Origin of the sequence: Micromonospora endolithica, assembly GCF_003626595.1 — a bacterium.
Taxonomy (GTDB): Bacteria; Actinomycetota; Actinomycetes; order Mycobacteriales; family Micromonosporaceae; genus Micromonospora; species Micromonospora endolithica.
The window spans coordinates 70805-89217 of the sequence record NZ_RBAK01000007.1 but is presented as its reverse complement, the minus strand read 5'-3'; the positions used below and the strand labels follow the sequence as shown (position 1 = coordinate 89217).

Here is an 18413-nt window from a genome sequence, read left to right as displayed (position 1 = left end):
AGGCCCGCACGCCGGATGGCGGGGGCGGGCGGTGGCATAGCGTCAGTGGTTCGGCGGTGCGGTCGTGTCAGGATCGACGTCGGCAACAGCCCTGTCTGGAAGAGAGATCAACGAATGACGCAGCGAATCGGCACCGCGGGCCTGCTCCGGCGGGCCGCCACCGGCGCGACCGCCGTACTGGCGGCCACCACCCTGCTCGCCGGGTGCAGCGGCGGCGGCGCGGAAGACTCGTCCGGTCCGTCGCCGTCGTCGTCGCCCAGCGCGGACCCGAAGGCGGCGCTGCTGGCGTCGGTACCGGACGACAAGGACCCGGCGTTCCGGTTCGGCGGCACCGACGAGGAGGGCGCCGCGATCTCCGGCCTGGTCGACCCGGCCGCGAAGGGGACCGAGCTGTCGGTGACCCAGAAGAACACCGACCCGGAGTTCACCATGAAGCTGTCGTTCCGGGTCATCGAGGAACGCTCCTGGATGAAGGTCGCCTTCGTCGGCGCCGACGAGCTGGCCGCCCAGCTCAAGCTGCCGAAGAAGTGGATGGAGCTGGACGAGTCCAAGATCAAGGACCCGGCGGGCGTGCCCGGTTACGAGGGCCCGGACCCGGGCAACGCCGGGGTCATCATCGAGAACGCCTCCGGCGTCACCCAGCAGCCGGACGGTTCGTACGCCGGCACCGTCGACGTGACCGCCGACCCGGACATGAAGGAGGCGTTGGAGGTGGACGAGGCCGCGCTCGGCGACAAGGCCAGGGCGATCCCGTTCACCGCCACGATCGGGCCGGACGGGAACCTGGCCACGCTCGCCCTGAAGATCCCGGCGGCGGGTAAGAAGAAGGCCGTCACGTACTCCGTCAAGTACTACGACTTCGGCACCGCCCCGAAGCTCGCCGCGCCGGCCGGCAGCGAGGCGCAGGCGGCGCCGGCCACGGCGTACGAGATGTTGAACGGCTGACGGACGACGCCGCACCGGGGTCGCGACCGTACCGAGGGTCGCGACCCCGCCGTCGTCCGCGCGGTGGCCGGCTCCCCGGTGGCCGAGGTCAGCGGCCGAGGACCGACCCGCCGTTGACCCCGAGCACCTGACCGGTGACGTAGCCGGCGTCCGGGCCGACCAGGTACCGCACCGCCGCGGTGACGTCGTCGGGCGTGCCGGCCCGGCCGACCAGGGTGGCCGCCACCCGCTTGGCGTGGCCGTCCGGGGTCATCCGGTCGCCGAAGAACTCGGTGTCGGCGACGTAGCCGGGGCTGACCACGTTGACCGTGACCTGGTCCGGTCCCAGCTGCGCCGCCAGGTCGTACGCCCAGCCGTGCAGTGCCGCCTTCGCCGCCGAGTACGCCCCGCCGCCGCCCCGCTGGGCCGCGATGGAGCTGACCAGGACCACCCGGCCGCCGGGGCGGCGCAGGGCCGGCCGCAGCGCCTCGGTGAGCAGGACGGCGGTGAGCACGTTGGCGTCCAGGTTGGCCCGCCAGTGCGCCGCGGTGCCGGCCAGCGTGGCGGTGTCCCCGCCCCGGTAACCGCCGGCGTTGTTCACCAGGGCGTCCACCGACCGGTCCCGGACCGCGTCGACCACCCGCTCCACCTGATCCGGGTCGGTCAGGTCGGCGACCACCGGCCGTACCGCGCCGGCCCGCCCGCACTCGAACGAGATCCGCGCGGCGGCGTCGGTGAGAACGTCCTCCCGACGCCCGACCACGAGCACGTCGAACCCGTCGGCCACCAGTCCCCGCGCGACGGCCGCCCCGATCCCGGTCCCGCCCCCACTGATCACCGCCAGCCGGTCGCTCATGGTGCCCTCCCCCTGATAGCCGTCGATCATGAGGTTAGCGGGGCGACACGCCGTTGTGTCACCCCGCCAACCTCATGATCGACCCGTCAGCCGTTTCGGCGGGGGGTGCGGAGGGAGTGGCGGAGCAGGGCCAGTCGGGGGGCCAGGCTGGCCAGGCCGCCGGGGAAGAAGTACACGGCCAGGATGAACACCGTGCCGAGCACGAACAGCGGCTGGGACAGCGGGCGGCTGAGGAACGCCGGCAGGGCGTCCACCGCGTCGCTGGTGCCGAAGGCGACCAGCCGGTGGTCCAGGTACATGTAGAGGATGCCGCCGAGGACCGGCCCCCACCGGGTGCCCGGCCCGCCGAGCACCACCATGACCAGCAGCGACAGGGTCAGCTCACTGGAGGTGATGTGCGGTGAGGCGCCACCGACGATCAGGGTGTAGACCACCCCGCCGCCCGCCGCGAGTCCACCGGCCAGGGTGAACGCCACCAGCTTGAACCGGTAGGGGTCGAGGCCCAGCACCCCGATCCGCCGCTCGTCGTCGCGCAGCCCGGCGAGCACCCGCCCGGTCGGCGAGCCGGACACCCGGTGCACCACGAGGACCACCACGACCAGGTACGCCAGGGCCAGCCAGTACAGGTTGACCGTGTTGCTCACCCCGACCAGCCCCTGCGGCAGTCCGGAGACGTCCAGCGGCAGTCCCTCCTCGCCGCCGGTGAGCCCGCCGAAGTCCCGGGCCACCAGGATCGCGCCGACCTGGGCGAAGGCGAGCGTCACCATGGCGAAGGCGATTCCCACCGTACGCAGGGCGATCGCCCCGAGCAGGGCGGCGAGGATCGTGCCGCCGGTGATGGTGAGGATCGCGGCCTGCCACAGCGGCAGGCCGGCCTTGGTGACCAGGATGTCGGTGCCGTACACCCCGGCGGCGAAATAGAGCGCGTGCCCGAAGGAGAGCATGCCGGTCCGGCCGAACAGCAGGTCGTAGCCGGCGGCCAGCCCGCCGAAGACCAGGCACACGGCGAGCAGTTGCAGGGTGCCGGGCGAGTTCAGCGGGCCCTCGAAGATGCCGTGCAGTTCCAGCGTCGAGTACGGCAGGATCAGCGCCACCGCGAGCGCCACCAGCGGCAGGAAGGGGCGCAGCCGCCCCCACCGCCCACCGGTCGGCGTCAGCTCGGACGGCACCGCCGCCGGGGGTGCGGGAACCTCGGGGCTCTTGACCTCGGTCATGCCGTTGCCACCTTTCCGGCGATGCCCTGCGGGCGCAGCAGCAGCACCACGGCGAGCAGCCCGACCACGCAGATGTCGCCCAGCCCGGAGGTGCCGTAGTAGTTGACGAACTGTTGCAGCAGCCCCACCGCGACCGCCGCGTACGCGGACCCGACGACCGAGCCCATCCCGCCGATGACCACCACGATGAACGCGAAGATCAGCAACGAGCCGCCCTGGCCGGGCGAGACGGTGCCGAAGTAGACGCTGCCGAGCGCGCCGGCCAGCGCGGCGGCGGCCCCACCGATCGCGAAGACCAGGGTGAACGCCTTGCGGACGTCGATGCCCAGCGCGGTGACCATCTCCCGGTTCTCCACCCCGGCCCGGATCACCAGGCCGTAGCGGGTCCAGCGGAGGAACGACAGGATGGCGGCGAGCACCACCACCGCGGCGATGATCAGCAGCAGGCCGCCGTTGGGCACGTTCGCGCCGAGCACCGAGGTGACCTCGCGGGTCCAGTCGGGACGGGGGAAGGTCCGCGGGTCGGCGCCCCAGGTGGCCTGGAGCAGCGCCACCCCGGCCAGCGACAGGCCGACGGTGACCAGCACCTGCTCGATGGTGCGGGAGTAGAGCGGCCGGATCAGCACCAGCTCGACGAGTATGGCGACCAGCGTGCCGGCGAGCACGCCGAAGGCGACCGCCAGCACGAAGCCGAACCCGTCCCCACCGGCGCCGGGCAGGTTGCCCGCCGCCCACCAGGTCGCGTACGCGCCGACGCCGAGGAACAGCCCATGCGCGAAGTTCAGCACGTCGGCGAGGCCGAAGACCAGGGACAGGCCGGAGGCGACCAGGAAGTACAGCGCCGACAGGCCGAGCCCGGTCAGCGTCAACAGGATCACGGTGTCCATCAGTGCCCGTCCTCCCGCGCGGCGGCGGCCGGCGCGGCCTCGTGGTGATGTCCGTCGGCGGAGCCGACGCCCAGCAGGGACCTGGTCAGCGCGGTCTCCAGGAGGAGTTCCCGCGCGTCGCCGGTCCAGGCCACCCGGCCGGCGGCCAGCACCACGGCGTCGCGGGCCAGCCGCCGCACCACGGCCAGGTTCTGCTCGACCAGCAGCACCGGCACCGACTCGGCGACCCGTTCCAGCACCTCGGCCACCTCGGTCACCACCTTCGGCGCGAGCCCCTTGGTGGGCTCGTCGACCAGCAGCAGCCGGTTGTCGTTGAGCAGCACCCGGCCGATCGCCAGCATCTGCTGCTGGCCGCCGGAGAGCGAGCCCGCCCGTTGCCGTCCGCGCCGGTCCAGCTCCGGGAAGAGCGCGAAGACCTTGTCGTACGCCGGGGTGGTGCCCCGCCGTTCGGCGAGCCGCAGGTTCTCCGCGACGGTGAGCCCGGCGAACACGCACCGGTCCTCCGGCACGTAGCCGAGCCCGTCGCGGACCAGCCGGTGGGTGGGGCGGGCGAGCAGGGTCTGCGCGCCCATCCGGATGGACCCGCGGACCTCGCCGCCGGTGGGGGTGAGCCCGAGCACCGCGCGCAGGGTGGTGGTCTTGCCGACGCCGTTGCGCCCGAGCAGCACGGTGACGCCGGTCGGGGCGACCGTGAAGGACACCCCCTGGAGGATGTGCAGTCCGGCGATGCGGACCGACAGGTCCTCCACACTGAGTACCGGCTCGGTGGTCATAGGGACTCCCCCAGGTAGGCCTCTTGCACCGTCGGGTTGGCCATCACCGTCTCCGGGGTGTCGCAGGCCAGCAGGGCGCCGTGGTGCATCACGGCGATCCGGTCGGCCAGTTCGAGAATCACGTCCATGTGGTGTTCCACCATCAGCACCGACCGGCCGCTGTCACCGGTCAGCGAGCGGATCACCCGGACCAGTTCGGGCACGTCCTCGGCGCTGACCCCGGCCATCGGCTCGTCGAGCAGCATGACCCGGGGTTCACCGGCGAGCAGCAGGGCGATCTCCAGCTTGCGCTTCTCGCCGTGGGCGAGGGTGCCGGCGAGCGCCGTACCCCGGTGGGCGAGGCCGACCCGGTCGAGCGCCGCGTCGGCGGCGGCGGCGACCTCCCGGTCGGCCGCCGCCCGCCGCCACAGCTTCATCGAACCCCCGCGGTACGCCTGCACGGCGAGCCGGACGTTCTCCCGCACGCTGAGCGAGCCGAAGACCGAGGACGCCTGGAAGGTGCGGCCCAGCCCGAGCCGGGCCCGCCGGTGCGGCGGAAGGGCGCTGATGTCCTTCCCGTCCAGGGTGACCCGGCCCTCGGTGGCCCGGCGCAGGCCGGTGATCAGGTTGAACAGTGAGGTCTTGCCGGCGCCGTTGGGACCGATGACGCCGAGGAACTCCCCGGGCGCCAGGTCGAGGTAGACGCTGTCGACGATGGCGACCTCACCGATCCGCCAGGTCAGACCGCGGGTGGCGAGCATTCGGGTCAGCCCTTCATCGCCACGGCCGGCGGCGCGGTCTCGTCACCGGTCAGGCTCTTCTGCGCGGTGGCGGTGAACGCCTGGCCGCTGCCCGAGAGCGTGGCCTGGAACATCGGCTGGAGCAGGGCGTGGTCCTCCTTGCGGATGGTCATCTTGCCCTTGACCCCGTCGAAGCTCCAGCCCTCCAGGGCGGTGATCATCTTCTCCACGTCGTCGCCGCCCTCCTGCGCGGCGCGGACGACCATCTGGGCGGCGGCGAAGCCGTCCGGGTGGAACAGGTCGAGCGTGCCGCCCGGGATCTTGGCCTTGGCAGCCTTGGCAGCCTCGGTGTCGCTGGCCCCGTCGAAGTAGTGCGACAGGAAGGAGATCTTGCTGCCGGCGGCGCCGAAGGTCGGCCACGAGGCGCGGATGTCCAGCCCGGTGACGACCGTGGTGGAGGTGAGTACGCCCTGCTGGTCGAGGGTCTGCCACATCGCCGGGGCGGTGGTGCCGGCCCAGGCCACGAAGAGCAGGTCCGGCTTGGCGGCCTTGATCTGGCTGGCGAACGGGGTGAACTCGGTGGCGCTGGCCGGGGCCCGGACACTGCTGACGGTCGCGCCGGCACCGCCGATGACGTTCTTCACGGCCGCCTCGTTGGCGTCACCGAAGGCGCCGTCCTGGGCGAACACGACGACCTTCTTGCCGGCCGGGTCGCCGATGAACGACTTGGCGGTCACCACGTCCTGGTACGACTGCCGCCCGGACCGGAACGTGTACTTGTTGGCACCGGTCACGCCGTCGGTGGCGGCCGGGCCGGAGATGAAGAGCACCTTGTTCTGCGCGGCGATCGGGGCGACCTGGAGGGCCACGCCGGAGGCCGTCGAGCCGGCGATGATCTTGTTTCCCTTGCCGATCAGGTCCTTGGCCGCGGAGACCGCCTTCGCCGGGTCGCCGGCGTCGTCGACCTCGGTCAGCTCGATGGTCCGCTCGCCCACCTTGTTGGTGCCGTCGGTGGCGAAGTCCAGACCGGCCTTGAACCCCTCGATGTACTGCTTGCCGTAGCTGGCCAGCGCTCCCGACTGGGAGTACACCAGGCCAACCTTGACCGGCGCGGCGCTGTCGCCGCCGCCGGAGGCGGTTTCCTGCGGGCTGCCACAGGCCGTGGCGGCGAGCGCCGCGGCCATCATCGTGGCGGCGGAGAGGAACACCCGCCGCGTCGTGCGGACCGTCATTGCGACTCCACGTGAGGACTCGGAGGAAGGGAACTCATTTGTCGGCTCACGCTAGAAGTGACGTCACGCACGGGCTATGTGGCTGAAACACACAAGTAATCGGGGTGGGGTGGCGCGCCGTTACAACCGCTCGCGCCCGGCCGTGACGGCGTACGGGGGCGATGGCCTCCACCGCCACCGCCGGACACGACCGTGTGTCGCCCTCCGCCACCGCCGCGCGTCCGCCATGATCACGCTCGATCCCTGAAGTAGTGGCATCCCGGGTCCGCCGAGGCCACTCTTTCCCGGATCGAGCATGACCTTGACCCGGCCTGGGCCGGGGGTAAGTCACCGCCGGGGCGGGACACAGGGGCCGTCGTGGTCGTCCGGACGCGCGCAGCGGCCGGCGCCGTCGAGCCGGGCGTCGCAGAAGACCCGATGACGTACGCCCTGCGCGTCCTCCTCGGAGACGGTCGTCTCCGCCGGGTCGACGTCGGGCAGGACACCGAGCGAACGGGTGATCGTCCGGGCGAAGCGCTTCGCGGCGGCCAGGTCGGTGGCGAGCACCGGCACGTGCACCACGAACCGCTCGCGGGTCACCGCCGCGCCCCCGGCGCGAACCGGGCCTGCCAGCTCCGCGGCGCCCGTTTGATCCGTACGTTCTCCTCGGTCACCGTGACGAGGTCACGACGGGTGGCGGCCAGTTCGCCGGCCACCCGGTGCAGGAAGGCGTACACCTCGGCCGGGTCGAGCCCACGTCGCGCCGGGGAGAACCGCCGCCCGCGAATCTGGCCGGCGGTCAGCGGAGGACCGGACGCGGAGCGGTGCCAGCCGACACTGGGCGGACGGTCCGGGCGGTGCGGCGTCCGGCGGCGGAACAGGGCGAGCACGCTGCGCGTCGGTCACCTCCGGGTCGGATGTGCGTGGGAAGGCGGCCCGGCCCGCAGACCGGGAGGCGGACCGGACCGCCGGCTCCGGAACCGCAGCCCGCACTGGCGGTACGGCTCCGCAGCCAACCGTGGTGTCCGCCCCCGAGGTCTGCCGAACCAACCGGAGCCGGACACCCAGCAGGTTACACAAAATGCTTGTGTAGGTCGACCCCTCGCGTCGCGACACGACTACCTGTTGCAGTTACTGGTGTAGGGCCGGCATGATCGGAGACGCCGAACCGACCGGAGTCACCCATGCCTACAGCTGAACCACCGTACCGACGAATCGCGAACGACCTCGCCAGCAGAATCAGAAGCGGTGAACTCAAACCGGGTGACAAGCTTCCGTCCACCCGGGAACTCGCCGAGTCCTATCAGGTGCACATGAACACCGCCTCCCGGGCGCTGTCGCTGCTGCACGATCGGGAGCTGATCACCGGCCAGCCGGGTCGGGGCACCTACGTGGCCGAGCGGCCCGCCACCTGACGTCGGCGGACACTGCGCACCTCGGTCCCACTGCTGCGCCACATGATCACGCTCGATCCACGAAGTAGTGGCCTCCCGGGCCGACCGAGAGCACTGTTTCGTGGATCGAGCGTGATCGGCACCCGTCGGGCCGACCCGCTCGCGGACGGGAACGGCGACGCGGGGCGCCCGGACCGGCCGGACGCCCCGCGTACCCGAGGAGGAGGGTGACGGTCAGCGGCGCGGCAGCCCCGCGCGGGCGGCGACGGCGGTGTCCGGGTGGTCGCTGAAGACGCCGTCCACGCCGAGGCCGAAGAACAGTTCGTACTCGGCCTGGACGTCGCCCCGGGCGTTCGGGTCGGCGCCGATCCGGAAGTCGGCGGGCAGGAACTGGTTCTCCGCCCGGAAGGTCCAGGCGTGCACGGTCAGCTTCTCCCGGTGCGCGTCCCGGACCAGGGTGGTCGGCGCGGCCAGCTTGCCGGTGGCGTCCCGGGGCACGATCAGGTTCTTGTTCGCGCCGATGCCGTCGGCGTACCCGGCGATCCACTTCAGTCCGGCCGGCGTGGCCAGGTCGGCGTAGGTACGACCGTCACCGGTGGCGGCGAAATCGTACGGGCGGCCGGTGGCGTCGAGCAGCTGGGCGAGCTTCACGTCGACGATCCGGTTCAGCTTGCGCAGGTTCCCGGTCTCGAAGGACTGGATGACCACCGGCGCGGAGCGGTGGGTCAGCCGGTTGCGGCGCAGCACCTCGACCAGCGGCTCCTCCAGCGGCAGCCCGATCGAGGCGAAGTAGGTCGGGTGCTTGGTCTCCGGGTAGACGCCGATGACCCGCCCGCGGGACCGGCCCTCGGTCCGGGCCAGGTCGACCACCTCCTGGAAGGTGGGCACCTCGAACCGCCCGTCGAACGCCGTGTTCGCCACCCGGACCTGCGGCAACCGCTCCTTGGCGCGCAACGTCTTCAGCTCGGCCAGGGTGAAGTCCTCGGTGAACCAACCGGTGACGGACACCCCGTCGATGGTCTTCGTGGTCCGTCGGGCGGCGAACTCCGGCCGGGCGGCGACATCGGTCGTACCGCTGATCTCGTTCTCGTGCCGGGCCACCAGGACGCCGTCCCGGGTGGCCACCAGGTCCGGCTCGATGTAGTCGGCGCCCTGCCGGATCGCCAGCCGGTACGCCTCCAGCGTGTGCTCGGGCCGGTATCCGCTGGCACCACGGTGGGCGATCACGATCGGGCGTTGGGTGGCCCGGTCGCGCTCGGGCCGGTGGTCGTCGCGGGCCGCCGCCGCGGTGGGCACCGCCACCGCCGCCGCCAGCAGCGCGCCGGCAACACCGAGCGCGGAAAGGGTACGTCGCAAGGCCGTCTCCTGTCGTCGAGAGGATCGACGACAGCAGAACCGCGCCCGCTGTCCGGCAGTTGGTCGAGGGCTGGCGGCAGGATGAACATTTCTGGGTGCCGGCGCACCGCGCCATTCCGGCGGCAACATCCGTCGACGCGCGGAGACTCCGGTCAGTGGATGGTACGACGCAGGAAGCCGCGTACGCCCACGGCTGAGAGTGCCGTTCCGGCGCCGACCAGGACCAGCAGGCACAGCCACGGAGGAATGTGCGGCACGTGCGGCACCATGGCGCCCCGAACCGCCTCGGACGCGTACGTGAGGGGATTGATGGCGGTCAGCACCTTGAACCACGCTATCGAGTCCAGCGACTGCCAGGGGTACTGCGTGGCCCCGGTGAACATGATCGGGGTGAGGATCATCGCGAAGACCATGTTCACCTTGGCCGGCGGAACGGTGGTCGCGAGGGCGAGCCCGAGCGCCGCGCCGATCCAGCCGGCGAGTACCAGGCTGACCAGCAGCAGCGGCAGGCGCTCGACGTGCCAGGGCAGCGACCCGAGAACCAGCGCGCCGACCGGGAACATCAGCCCGGCCGCGACCAGTGAGCGGAGTACCGCGATCACCATCTTCTCGACCGCCACCAGATACGTCGGCAGCGGTGCCAGCAGCCGGTCCTCGATCTCCTTGGTGTAGCTCAGCTCCATCACCAGCGGAAGCGCGACGGTCTGCAGCGCGGTCACGAAGGCGGTCAGAGCGATCACCCCGGGCAGGAACAGCCGCGAGTATTCGTCACTGACATAACCGCCGGCGTTGAGCACCTTGCCGAAGACCAGGAGCATGAACAACGGTTGGATGGTCACCTGGGAGAGAAAGTAGCCGAGTTCCTTGCCGGTGACGAAGATGTCCCGCCAGAGGATCGCGAGGAAGGCCCGCCTCGCGGCGACCCCGCCCGCAACCACCTCGACCGAGGGTCCGCTCATCGAAGCTCATCCCCGGTCAGGTGCAGGAAGACGTCCTCCAGGGTCGGCGCGCCGCTGCGTAGCGCGGTGACCGTGGCGGACCGGCCCGCCAGCAGCGTGACCACCGGACCGATCAGGGTCTCCGGCTCGTTCGTGAGAGCCAGCCGTACCGACGTGGAGTCGAGTGGTTCCGCCCGGTCCACCCCCACCACGGTCTGCAGCGCCACCACCACCCCGGTCATCTCGTCGCCGTCCGCCAAGGTCATCGTCACGTCGAGCACCGAGCGTCCCGCGAGGCCGCGGGTCAATCCGGCGGGCGTGTCCATGGCGACCATCCGGCCGTGGTCCACGATTCCCACCCGGTCGGCCATTACCGAGGCCTCCTCCAGGTCATGCGTGGTGAGCACGATCGTCACCCCTCGGGCACGCAACTCGCGTACCCGCTCCCAGAGGAACAGCCGGGCCTGCGGATCCAGGCCCGTCGTCGGCTCGTCGAGGAACAGTACGGCCGGTTCGTGCATCATCGCCCGGGCGATCATGAGGCGCTGTGCCATCCCGCCCGAGTACCAGTCGAGCTTCGCATCCGCCTGCGCGGCGAGCCCGAACTGCGTGAGCAGGCCGCCGACCAGCTCGTCCCGGCGAATCCTCGGGACACCGTGGTACGCGGCGTGGAATGTCAGGTTCTGCCGTGGGGTGAGTTCCCGGTCGAGGTTGGCCTGTTGGGGAACGACCGCGATCCGACGGCGAGCGGCGACCGGATCGCGCATCACGTCCACCCCGGCGACCCGTACGTCACCAGCGGTGAGTCGGATCCGCGTGGTGAGCACCCCGATGGTGGTGGACTTGCCGGCACCGTTCGGCCCGAGCAGGCCGAAGATCTCACCCGGTTTCACGGTGAAGCTCAAGCCGTCGACGGCGTTCCGGTCCTGCTTCGGATAGCGCTTGACCAGCTCCTCGACCTGCACCGCCGCGGTCACCGGTCGCCCCTCGACCGGCGGGTACCGGCAGTCTGGTCGGCCGGGGGTGTCGCCGGTCGGGGGCGGATGCGCAGGCGCACGCCGACCGGCAACATCGACCGGCGGGCGTCGGTGCCCACCTGCCCGCCGTCGGACGTCAGCTCGTACCGCCGCACCAGAGCGCCGACCAGACAGACGGTCAGTGCCAGGCTCGGCAGCCGACCGGGGCAGCTGTGCGGCCCCCGACTGAAGGCGAAGTAGCCCTGCTGCGACCGCTTCCGCTGCTGCGGGTCGAGCCAGCGATCGGGCCGGAAGGCGAGCGGGTCGGGGTAGGCCTCGGCGTTCTGGTGCAACAGCCAGGGGCTCAGGTAGATGATCTGCCCTGGGCTCGCCGGGAAGCCGCAGAGGTCCGTCTCGACCAGGACCCGCCGGCTGATCAGCCAGGTGGGCGGGTGCAACCGGAGCGATTCGAACACCACCGCGCTCGTGACGGGGAGCTGCCGCAGCGGGTCGGTCAGCTCAGCGCCCAGCGGATCCACGTCGGCCACCTCGGACTCGACCCGGGCCAGCCACTCCGGGGCGGTGAGCATCCGGTGCAGAGCCCAGGCCGGGGCGGCGCCGGTGGGCTCCTGGGAGGCGAGGAGCAACTTCTTGATCCAGGTGTCCGTCGCGGTGCTGAAACCCAGTTCGGCCGGGGAGCGTCGACGCAGCAGGGTGCGGATGGTGTCCTGACCCCACGCGTCCGGCGCAGTGGGCACCTTGGTGAACCGCCGGGTCAGCGTCGCGTCCCGGCGGGCCAGACGCAGGTTGCGCGGCGTCGGGACCCAGCCCGGCAACAACCACGGGGAACTCAGCTTGGGCAGCAGCGTGTCGAGGAGACGTACGCTGTCCTGCTCCACTTTCGGGTCCGGCTGGCCGAGGCAGGCCTCGGTGGCCAGGGCGACGCCGATCCGGCGGCCCAGCGGCAGCGGATCGAGGATCCCCTCCCCGGCGGGCAGGAGTCGCCGGACGTGCTCCTGGATCCGGCTCAGCCGGGGAGCCGTCGCCCAGCGCGCGAGCAGCGCGTGCACACCGTTGATCGCCGCTTGGTGGTGACTGTCGTACCGGCGGGCCGGCACCGAGCGACCGAGGAAGTCGCTCACGGTGGTGAACTCGGTGCCGGTGGTCTGGAGGACGTGGCGCGCGGCACCCGGATCGTTGACCAGCCAGGCGCGCTCACCGACACGGACGACGTCCCCGTACCTCTCGGCGAGGTCCCGCAGATAACCCATCCGGTCCTCCTCGAAGGCGAGGTGGACGTCCACCGCCGAGGTCGGACCAGGCGGTACCGCTGTAGGCACGTCGTCTCCCTTCGTCGACCGGCAGCGGGTGGAGGGCCCTCGCGCCCTCCACCCGTCACTGCTGTTACTCGATCACGGCCAGTAGTGCGGGGCCGGGAGGGGCTGAACGATCTTCAGCGCGGTGCCGACCCGAAGGGCGGTCTTACGGATGACGGCCATGGTGTCTCCTCTCCATCTCTCGTCCGGCCGACAGGGCCATCGGCCGGAAACGCCGCGGCGATGAGGGATCGCGATTTCTGGGTCACCGGTGACCGGGCCCTCATCGACCGTGGAGTGGTTGAAGGTTGACCGACACCGGTATGGCGCGGGTATGGCTCCGGTAAAGCCCCTGTTCAGCAGCCGATTGCGGGGGAAGACATAGACGGATTACAGTCGAACCGACACGGGGGCGTGATCATGAGGTTCGGCATACTGGGGCAGTTGTCGGTATCCATCGAGGATGCGGGGCCACTACCACTAGGAGCGTTCAAGGTACGGTCGCTGTTGGCCACGATGCTGTGCCAACCGAACGAACCGGTCTCGGCGGCACATCTGATCGACGCGGTCTGGGAGGAGGATCCACCCAGATCGGCCCAGAAGAACCTGCACCTCTACGTGCACCAGCTCCGCCGGCTGTTGCAGGGCCAGCGCGTGGTACGCCATCCGCACGGGTACGCCTTGACCGTCCTCCCCGGTGAGCTGGACGCCGACGCCTTCCAGGAACTGGCCGGCAGGGGCCGGCAGGCGGTCGGGACCGGTGAGCTGGACCAGGGTCGTCACCTGCTGGCCGAGGCGCTCCGACAGTGGCGGGGGCCGGCGTTCGCGGATCTGACGTCGCTGGCGGCCCTTCAGGAGACGATCGCGCGGCTCACCGAGGAACGCTGGACGGTGCTGGAGGAGCGGCTCGAGGCCGACCTGGCCGTGGGCGCGTACGCCTCGGTGACGGCCGAACTGAACGCGCTGGTCGTGGACAACCCGCTCCGGGAAGGTCTGCGCCGCCTGCAGATGCTCGCGCTGTACCGGTCCGGCCGGCAGGCCGACGCCCTGCGGTCGTACCGGGAGGGGCGTCGCATCCTGATCGAGGAACTCGGCGTCGACCCGTCACCCGCGCTACAGCGGCTCGAACGCAGCATCCTGACCGCTGACCCCGACCTCGACGCGGCCCCACCGGCGGTCGGGACCCGATTGCGGAACCGGCACGTGCCGTTTCAACTGCCCGTCGACATCCGCGGCTTCACCGGCCGCACCGACCAGCTCGCCCGGCTGGACGCCGCCCTCGCGGACGCCTCCGATGATCATCCCCGAGCGGTGGTCGCCACCGCCGTCGGCGGTGCCGGGACCGGCAAGACCACCCTGGCGGTGCACTGGGCCCACCGGGTCGCCAAGCGGTTTCCCGACGGGCAGCTCTACCTGGATCTCCGCGGCTGCCAGGGACCCGGCGCGGCGATGAGCGCTCACGAGGCGGTACGACGGCTACTGGACGGCCTCGAGGTCCCGGCGGAGCAGATTCCGGGCGACCTCGAGGCACAGATCGGGCTCTACCGGAGCCTACTGGCTGGCCGTCGGGTGCTGATCGTCCTGGACGACGCCGTCGACACCGAGCAGGTGCGCCCGCTGCTGCCCGGCGCGCCCGGCTGCATGGCCCTGATCACCAGCCGCAACCACCTCACCGGCCTGGTCGCCAGCGAGGGGGCGGTGCCGATCGTCCTGGACGTCTTCACCAGGGAGGAAGCCGAGCGCATGCTGGCCGCTCGACTGGGCCGGGCGGTGGTGGAGGTCGAGGGACCCGCGGTGGACCGGCTGATCACCGCGTCCGCACGACTACCACTGGCGCTCGGGATCGTCGCGGCCCGCGCCGCCAACCTCCGCGGGCCCGCCCTGGCCCGGCTCGCCGACGAGATGAGCGACGAGAACCGCGAACTGAACGTCCCCGACACCGGAGACGCGGAGGCACTCGCCGCGCAGGCCGGCGCCAGCACGCGTTCCATCGGCGAGATGGAACGCGGACGCCGTCGTAGCCCGCGTCCCCGTTCCGTCGACCAGCTCGCCGACGCACTGAAGCTGACCGGCGACGACCGGGAGACGTTCACGCAGACTGGCCGCACGCTCTTCTGGGCCAGACGGGCGAACCGCCCCAAGCCCAGCGGGCCGGGCCCGCGCGACGACCTGCCTGCGGCGCCGGACACCGGGTGGACGCCGCTGCGGCACCTGCCGGCCGACCTTCCCGACTTCGTCGACCGGTCCGACGAGCTGGCCGCCATCGACGCCGCGCTGGACCCGGTGGCCGCTGGCCGGCTGGTCGCCGTCTCCGGGCCCCCGGGGATCGGGAAGACGGCGCTGGCCGTGCACGCGGCGCACCGATTCGCCCCCCGGTTCCCGGACGGCCAGCTGTTCATCCGGCTCGGTGACGTCGGCGGCGAGCGCCCCGGCCCGGCCGAGGCGCTGGCGCGCCTGCTGCGGGCCTTCGGGGTCGACGGGTCGGCGCTGCCCGCCGGTCCGGACGAGCGCGCGGCGCTGCTGCGTACGCGGCTCGCCGGTCGACGGATCCTGCTGGTCGTCGACGACGTGGGCGGCCACCAGGACGTGGCGTCGTTCCTGCCAGACGGCGGGGTGGGGATGGTGGTGACCAGTCGCCTTCCGCTGACCGGGCTGCCCGGGGTGACCGCCGTCGACCTGCGACCGCTGGCGGCGTCGGCCGGCGTCGAGCTGATCAGCCGGGTGGCGGGCGCCGAGCGGGTGGGACAGGACCGGGTGGCCGCCCAGCGGGTGGTCGCCATGTGCGGCGGGCTGCCGTTGGCCGTCCGGATCGCCGCCGCGCGCCTCGCCGCCCGCCCGCACTGGACGGTGGCCACGCTGGCCGAGCGGCTCGCCGACGAACAGGCACGCCTGGACGAACTGCGCCACGGCGACCTCGCCGTACGCCCGGAGCTGCACCTGGCCCACCAGGGGCTCAGCCCCGCCGCCGCACGGGCCTTCGCGCTACTCGGCGCGCTGGGCACCGGCACGTTCCCGCAGTGGGTGGTGGCGGCGCTGCTGGACAGCCCGCCCGCCGCCGGAGCCACCGCGTTGGAGGAACTGCTCGACGCCCGGCTGCTCGACTCCGCCGGAGCGGACCAGGCCGGCCAGTCACGGTTCCGGTTCCACGAGATCACCCGCCTGTACGCCCGCGAGTGCCGGACCCGGCAGGTCACCGACGACCAGTGGCGGGCCGCGCTGTCCCGGGTGGCCACCGGTTGGCTGGCGCTGGCCCGGGCGGCGGCGGCCGGGTTGTGCTGCGAGCGGTTCCACCTGGACGATCCGACCCATCCGGCGGCCGTCGACGATCCCCGCGCGATCGCCGCGGCCACCGAACGTCCGGTGGACTGGTTCGAGGCGGAGCGGGAGTCGCTGACGGCGCTGGTGCTGTCCTGCGCGGCGGAGGGACTGGCCGCCACGGCGCGCTGCCTGGCCGGGTGCGCGGTCGACTTCCACGAGCTGCGCGCGTACTACGGGGACTGGCACCGGGTCACGTCCGCCGCGCTGGCGGCCTGCCGCCGCCACGGTGACCGGCCGGGCGAGGCGGCGATGCTGCGCGGCCTGGGCGGCTACCAGTTGGAGGTCGACGCGCCGGAGACGGCGGTCGCGACGCTGCGGGCGGCCCACACGCTGGCGCTGGAGGTCGGCGACCGAGCCGGGGCCGCGCAGGCCCGCAAGGACGTCGGGTACGTGCTCAGCCTCAGCGGTCGGCTGGATGAGGCGGAGCGGGAACTCCGGGCCGCCGCGAGCGAACTCGACTCCGCCGGGCGGCAGGCCACCCGGGCGATGGCCCTGTCCAACCTGGGCTTCCTGTTGCGCCAGCGGGGGGACACCGCGGGCGCGGTGCGGAGCGTCCGCGCCGGGCTGGAGGTCGCCCGTGCCTGCGCGGACACCTTCACCGAGGCGTACGCCTGGCGGGGTCTGGCCGGCGCGTTGCTGGCCCACGGCCAGGCGGCCGAGGCGCGGCAGGCCGCCCGGCAGGCGGCGAGCCTGTTCTTCACCGTCGGCGACGCGGTCGGCGCGGCGCAGAGCCTGCGGACCCTCGGCGAGGCGTTGGCGCCGGATCCCCGGCGGGCGGGAGAGGCGGAGGACGCGCTGGCCACCGCCGCGGAGGTGTTCCGGGAGCGCGGACACGCGTGGGGGTACGCCCTGACCGAGCTGAGCCTCGGCGAGATCGAGGCGGCGCGGGACCGCCCCGGTGCGGTGGACCGGTTGCGGCGCGCGCTGAGCTACTGGACGAAGGAGTCGGTGCCGGCGCTGCGGGGGCGGACGCTGGTGGCGCTGGCGAACGCGGCGGAACGCGCCGGGGACGTGCCGGCGGCGCGGGAGTCGCTGACCGCGGCGCTGGAGATCTACCGGGGGATGGACTCGCCGCTCGCCGCCGGGATCGCCGACCGGCTCCGGCAGCCGTTGGCCGGCAACCAGCCGGCCTGAGCCGCTCCGGCCGTCCGGTAGTCGCCGTTTCCGCACCCCGCCCGGGGCGGAAAAGGAAGATTGTCTGGTGCGCCGGCTCCTCCGTAACCCCGTGCGCCTGGTGCCGATCGGCTTCCTGGTGGTGATCCTGCTCGGCACGGCACTACTGACGCTGCGCTTCGCGACGGTCCAGTACGAGCGGACGTCGTTCGCGACCGCGCTGTTCACCGCCACCTCCGCCGTCTCGGTCACCGGGATGGCCGTGAACGACACCCCGAACTACTGGTCCGGCCCCGGCCTGGTGCTGATCACCGTGCTGACCCAGGTCGGCGGCCTGGGCATCCTCACCGGCGCGGCCCTTGTCGTGCTGGCCGTCTCCAGCCGCCTCGGCCTGCGCAACCGGCTGCTGGTGCAGGCCGAGACCGCCGAGTACGGCATCGGCGACGTGCGGTGGCTGCTGGTCCGCATCGCGGCGACGGTCTTCGCGTGCGAGGCGGTGATGATGGTGATCGTCGCCGGTCGCCTCTGGCTGGGCTACGACTACGCCCTGGGGGAGGCGGTCTGGTCCGGCACCTTCCACGCGGTGCAGGCCTTCAACAACGGCGGCTTCAACCTCTACACCGACGGCCTGCTGGCCTTCTCCCGGGACCCGTGGGTGTCGATGCCGCTGTCCCTCGGCGCCATCGTCGGCGGCCTCGGCTTCCCGGCCCTGTTCGAGGCGGCGCGTCGGTGGCGGCAGCCCGGCCGCTGGGCGGTGGCCACCAAGTTGACCATCTGGGGCAGCGCCGTGCTGCTCGGGGTGGGGTTCGTCGCGCTGCTGACGGCGGAGTGGACCAACGTCGGCACCATCGGCCAGTACGACGTCCGGGGCAAGGTCCTGGCGTCGTTCACCCAGATCGCGCTCAGTCGCACCGGCGGGTTCGCCGTGCTGCCCACCGGGTCGCTCAGCGAGGAGAGCTACCCCCTGCTCATCGTCCTCATGTTCATCGGCGGCGGCAGCGCCAGCACCGCCGGCGGAATCAAGGTGTCCACGTTCTTCCTGCTCGGATTCGTCCTCTGGGCCGAGATGCGCGGCGAGCCGGACGTCACCGTCGGGCGCCGGCGGGTGGCCACCGCCAGCCAGCGGCACGCGATCACCGTCGCCCTGCTCAGCCTGGCGCTCGTGGTCGCCGGCACGACCGCTCTGATCGTGCTGACCGAGGGCGTCCCGTTCAACCGGGCGCTGTTCGAGACGACCTCGGCGTTCAGCACCACCGGCCTGAGTGTCGGCGTCGCCCAGTCGCTGTCCGACGGCGGCCAGTACCTGCTGACCGCCCTCATGTACATCGGCCGGGTCGGACCGCTCACCCTCGGGTCGGCGATCGCGTTGAACACCCGACGGCGGCGGTACCGATACCCGGAGGAGCAACCCATTGTCGGATAGGACGCGGGATTCCGG

At 72.2% G+C, this 18413-nt stretch carries 16 protein-coding genes; 4 read left to right on the top strand and 12 right to left on the bottom strand.

The genetic code is table 11. From position 1 onward, the window contains the following. The first annotated feature begins 114 nt into the window (after positions 1–114). Complete coding sequence (locus tag D7223_RS18490) at positions 115–945, top strand: hypothetical protein (protein ID WP_120729671.1); 831 nt, start codon at positions 115–117, stop codon at positions 943–945. An 88-nt stretch (positions 946–1033) separates the two neighbouring features. On the opposite strand, the gene D7223_RS18485 is transcribed toward D7223_RS18490, so the two are convergent. The 8 genes from D7223_RS18485 to D7223_RS18450 form a co-directional block, all read right to left on the bottom strand. Then, positions 1034–1780: an SDR family NAD(P)-dependent oxidoreductase gene (locus D7223_RS18485; RefSeq protein ID WP_120729910.1), complete on the bottom strand. Its 747-nt coding sequence runs from the start codon at positions 1778–1780 to the stop codon at positions 1034–1036. An 86-nt stretch (positions 1781–1866) separates the two neighbouring features. Further along, positions 1867–2994: a branched-chain amino acid ABC transporter permease gene (locus D7223_RS18480; protein WP_120729670.1), complete on the bottom strand. Its 1128-nt coding sequence runs from the start codon at positions 2992–2994 to the stop codon at positions 1867–1869. Next, positions 2991–3881, bottom strand: coding sequence for a branched-chain amino acid ABC transporter permease (locus tag D7223_RS18475; RefSeq protein ID WP_120729669.1), 891 nt, complete (start codon positions 3879–3881; stop codon positions 2991–2993). Before D7223_RS18475 ends, D7223_RS18480 begins: the two co-directional genes overlap by 4 nt. Next, positions 3881–4654, bottom strand: coding sequence for an ABC transporter ATP-binding protein (locus D7223_RS18470; protein ID WP_120729668.1), 774 nt, complete (start codon positions 4652–4654; stop codon positions 3881–3883). The genes D7223_RS18475 and D7223_RS18470 overlap by 1 nt, the downstream gene beginning before the upstream one ends. Continuing rightward, on the bottom strand, positions 4651–5394 hold the full coding sequence (locus tag D7223_RS18465; RefSeq protein WP_120729667.1) for an ABC transporter ATP-binding protein: 744 nt from the start codon (positions 5392–5394) through the stop codon (positions 4651–4653). The genes D7223_RS18470 and D7223_RS18465 overlap by 4 nt, the downstream gene beginning before the upstream one ends. 5 nt (positions 5395–5399) lie before the next feature. Further along, positions 5400–6605 carry a substrate-binding domain-containing protein gene (locus tag D7223_RS18460; protein ID WP_120729666.1) on the bottom strand — a complete coding sequence of 402 codons (1206 nt, stop codon included), beginning with the start codon at positions 6603–6605 and terminating at the stop codon, positions 5400–5402. Positions 6606–6932: 327 nt separating this feature from the next. Next, positions 6933–7184 (bottom strand): hypothetical protein, encoded by a 252-nt coding sequence (locus D7223_RS18455; RefSeq protein WP_120729665.1) that lies wholly within the window; start codon positions 7182–7184, stop codon positions 6933–6935. Next, complete coding sequence (locus tag D7223_RS18450; RefSeq protein ID WP_120729664.1) at positions 7181–7474, bottom strand: DivIVA domain-containing protein; 294 nt, start codon at positions 7472–7474, stop codon at positions 7181–7183. Before D7223_RS18450 ends, D7223_RS18455 begins: the two co-directional genes overlap by 4 nt. A 294-nt stretch (positions 7475–7768) precedes the next feature. Here D7223_RS18450 and D7223_RS18445 point away from each other — a divergent pair, with 294 nt between their 5' ends. After that, a complete protein-coding gene (locus tag D7223_RS18445) occupies positions 7769–7999 on the top strand; it encodes a GntR family transcriptional regulator (RefSeq protein WP_120729663.1) in 231 nt (76 codons plus the stop codon). Between the two features lie 213 nt (positions 8000–8212). On the opposite strand, the gene D7223_RS18440 is transcribed toward D7223_RS18445, so the two are convergent. The 4 genes from D7223_RS18440 to D7223_RS18425 form a co-directional block, all read right to left on the bottom strand. After that, entirely contained in the window at positions 8213–9334 is a 1122-nt protein-coding gene (locus tag D7223_RS18440) for a glycerophosphodiester phosphodiesterase (protein WP_120729662.1), read from the bottom strand. A gap of 152 nt (positions 9335–9486) precedes the next feature. Beyond that, on the bottom strand, positions 9487–10293 hold the full coding sequence (locus D7223_RS18435; RefSeq protein ID WP_120729661.1) for an ABC transporter permease: 807 nt from the start codon (positions 10291–10293) through the stop codon (positions 9487–9489). Beyond that, positions 10290–11249, bottom strand: coding sequence for an ABC transporter ATP-binding protein (locus D7223_RS18430; RefSeq protein WP_120729660.1), 960 nt, complete (start codon positions 11247–11249; stop codon positions 10290–10292). Before D7223_RS18430 ends, D7223_RS18435 begins: the two co-directional genes overlap by 4 nt. After that, positions 11246–12568: a cytochrome P450 gene (locus D7223_RS18425; RefSeq protein WP_147252673.1), complete on the bottom strand. Its 1323-nt coding sequence runs from the start codon at positions 12566–12568 to the stop codon at positions 11246–11248. The genes D7223_RS18430 and D7223_RS18425 overlap by 4 nt, the downstream gene beginning before the upstream one ends. Before the next feature lie 396 nt (positions 12569–12964). On the opposite strand from D7223_RS18425, the gene D7223_RS18420 reads away from it, so the two are divergent. Further along, entirely contained in the window at positions 12965–16996 is a 4032-nt protein-coding gene (locus D7223_RS18420) for an AfsR/SARP family transcriptional regulator (RefSeq protein ID WP_147252672.1), read from the top strand. Between the two features lie 67 nt (positions 16997–17063). Continuing rightward, positions 17064–18398 (top strand): TrkH family potassium uptake protein, encoded by a 1335-nt coding sequence (locus D7223_RS18415; RefSeq protein WP_120729657.1) that lies wholly within the window; start codon positions 17064–17066, stop codon positions 18396–18398. The last annotated feature ends 15 nt before the right edge of the window (positions 18399–18413 follow it).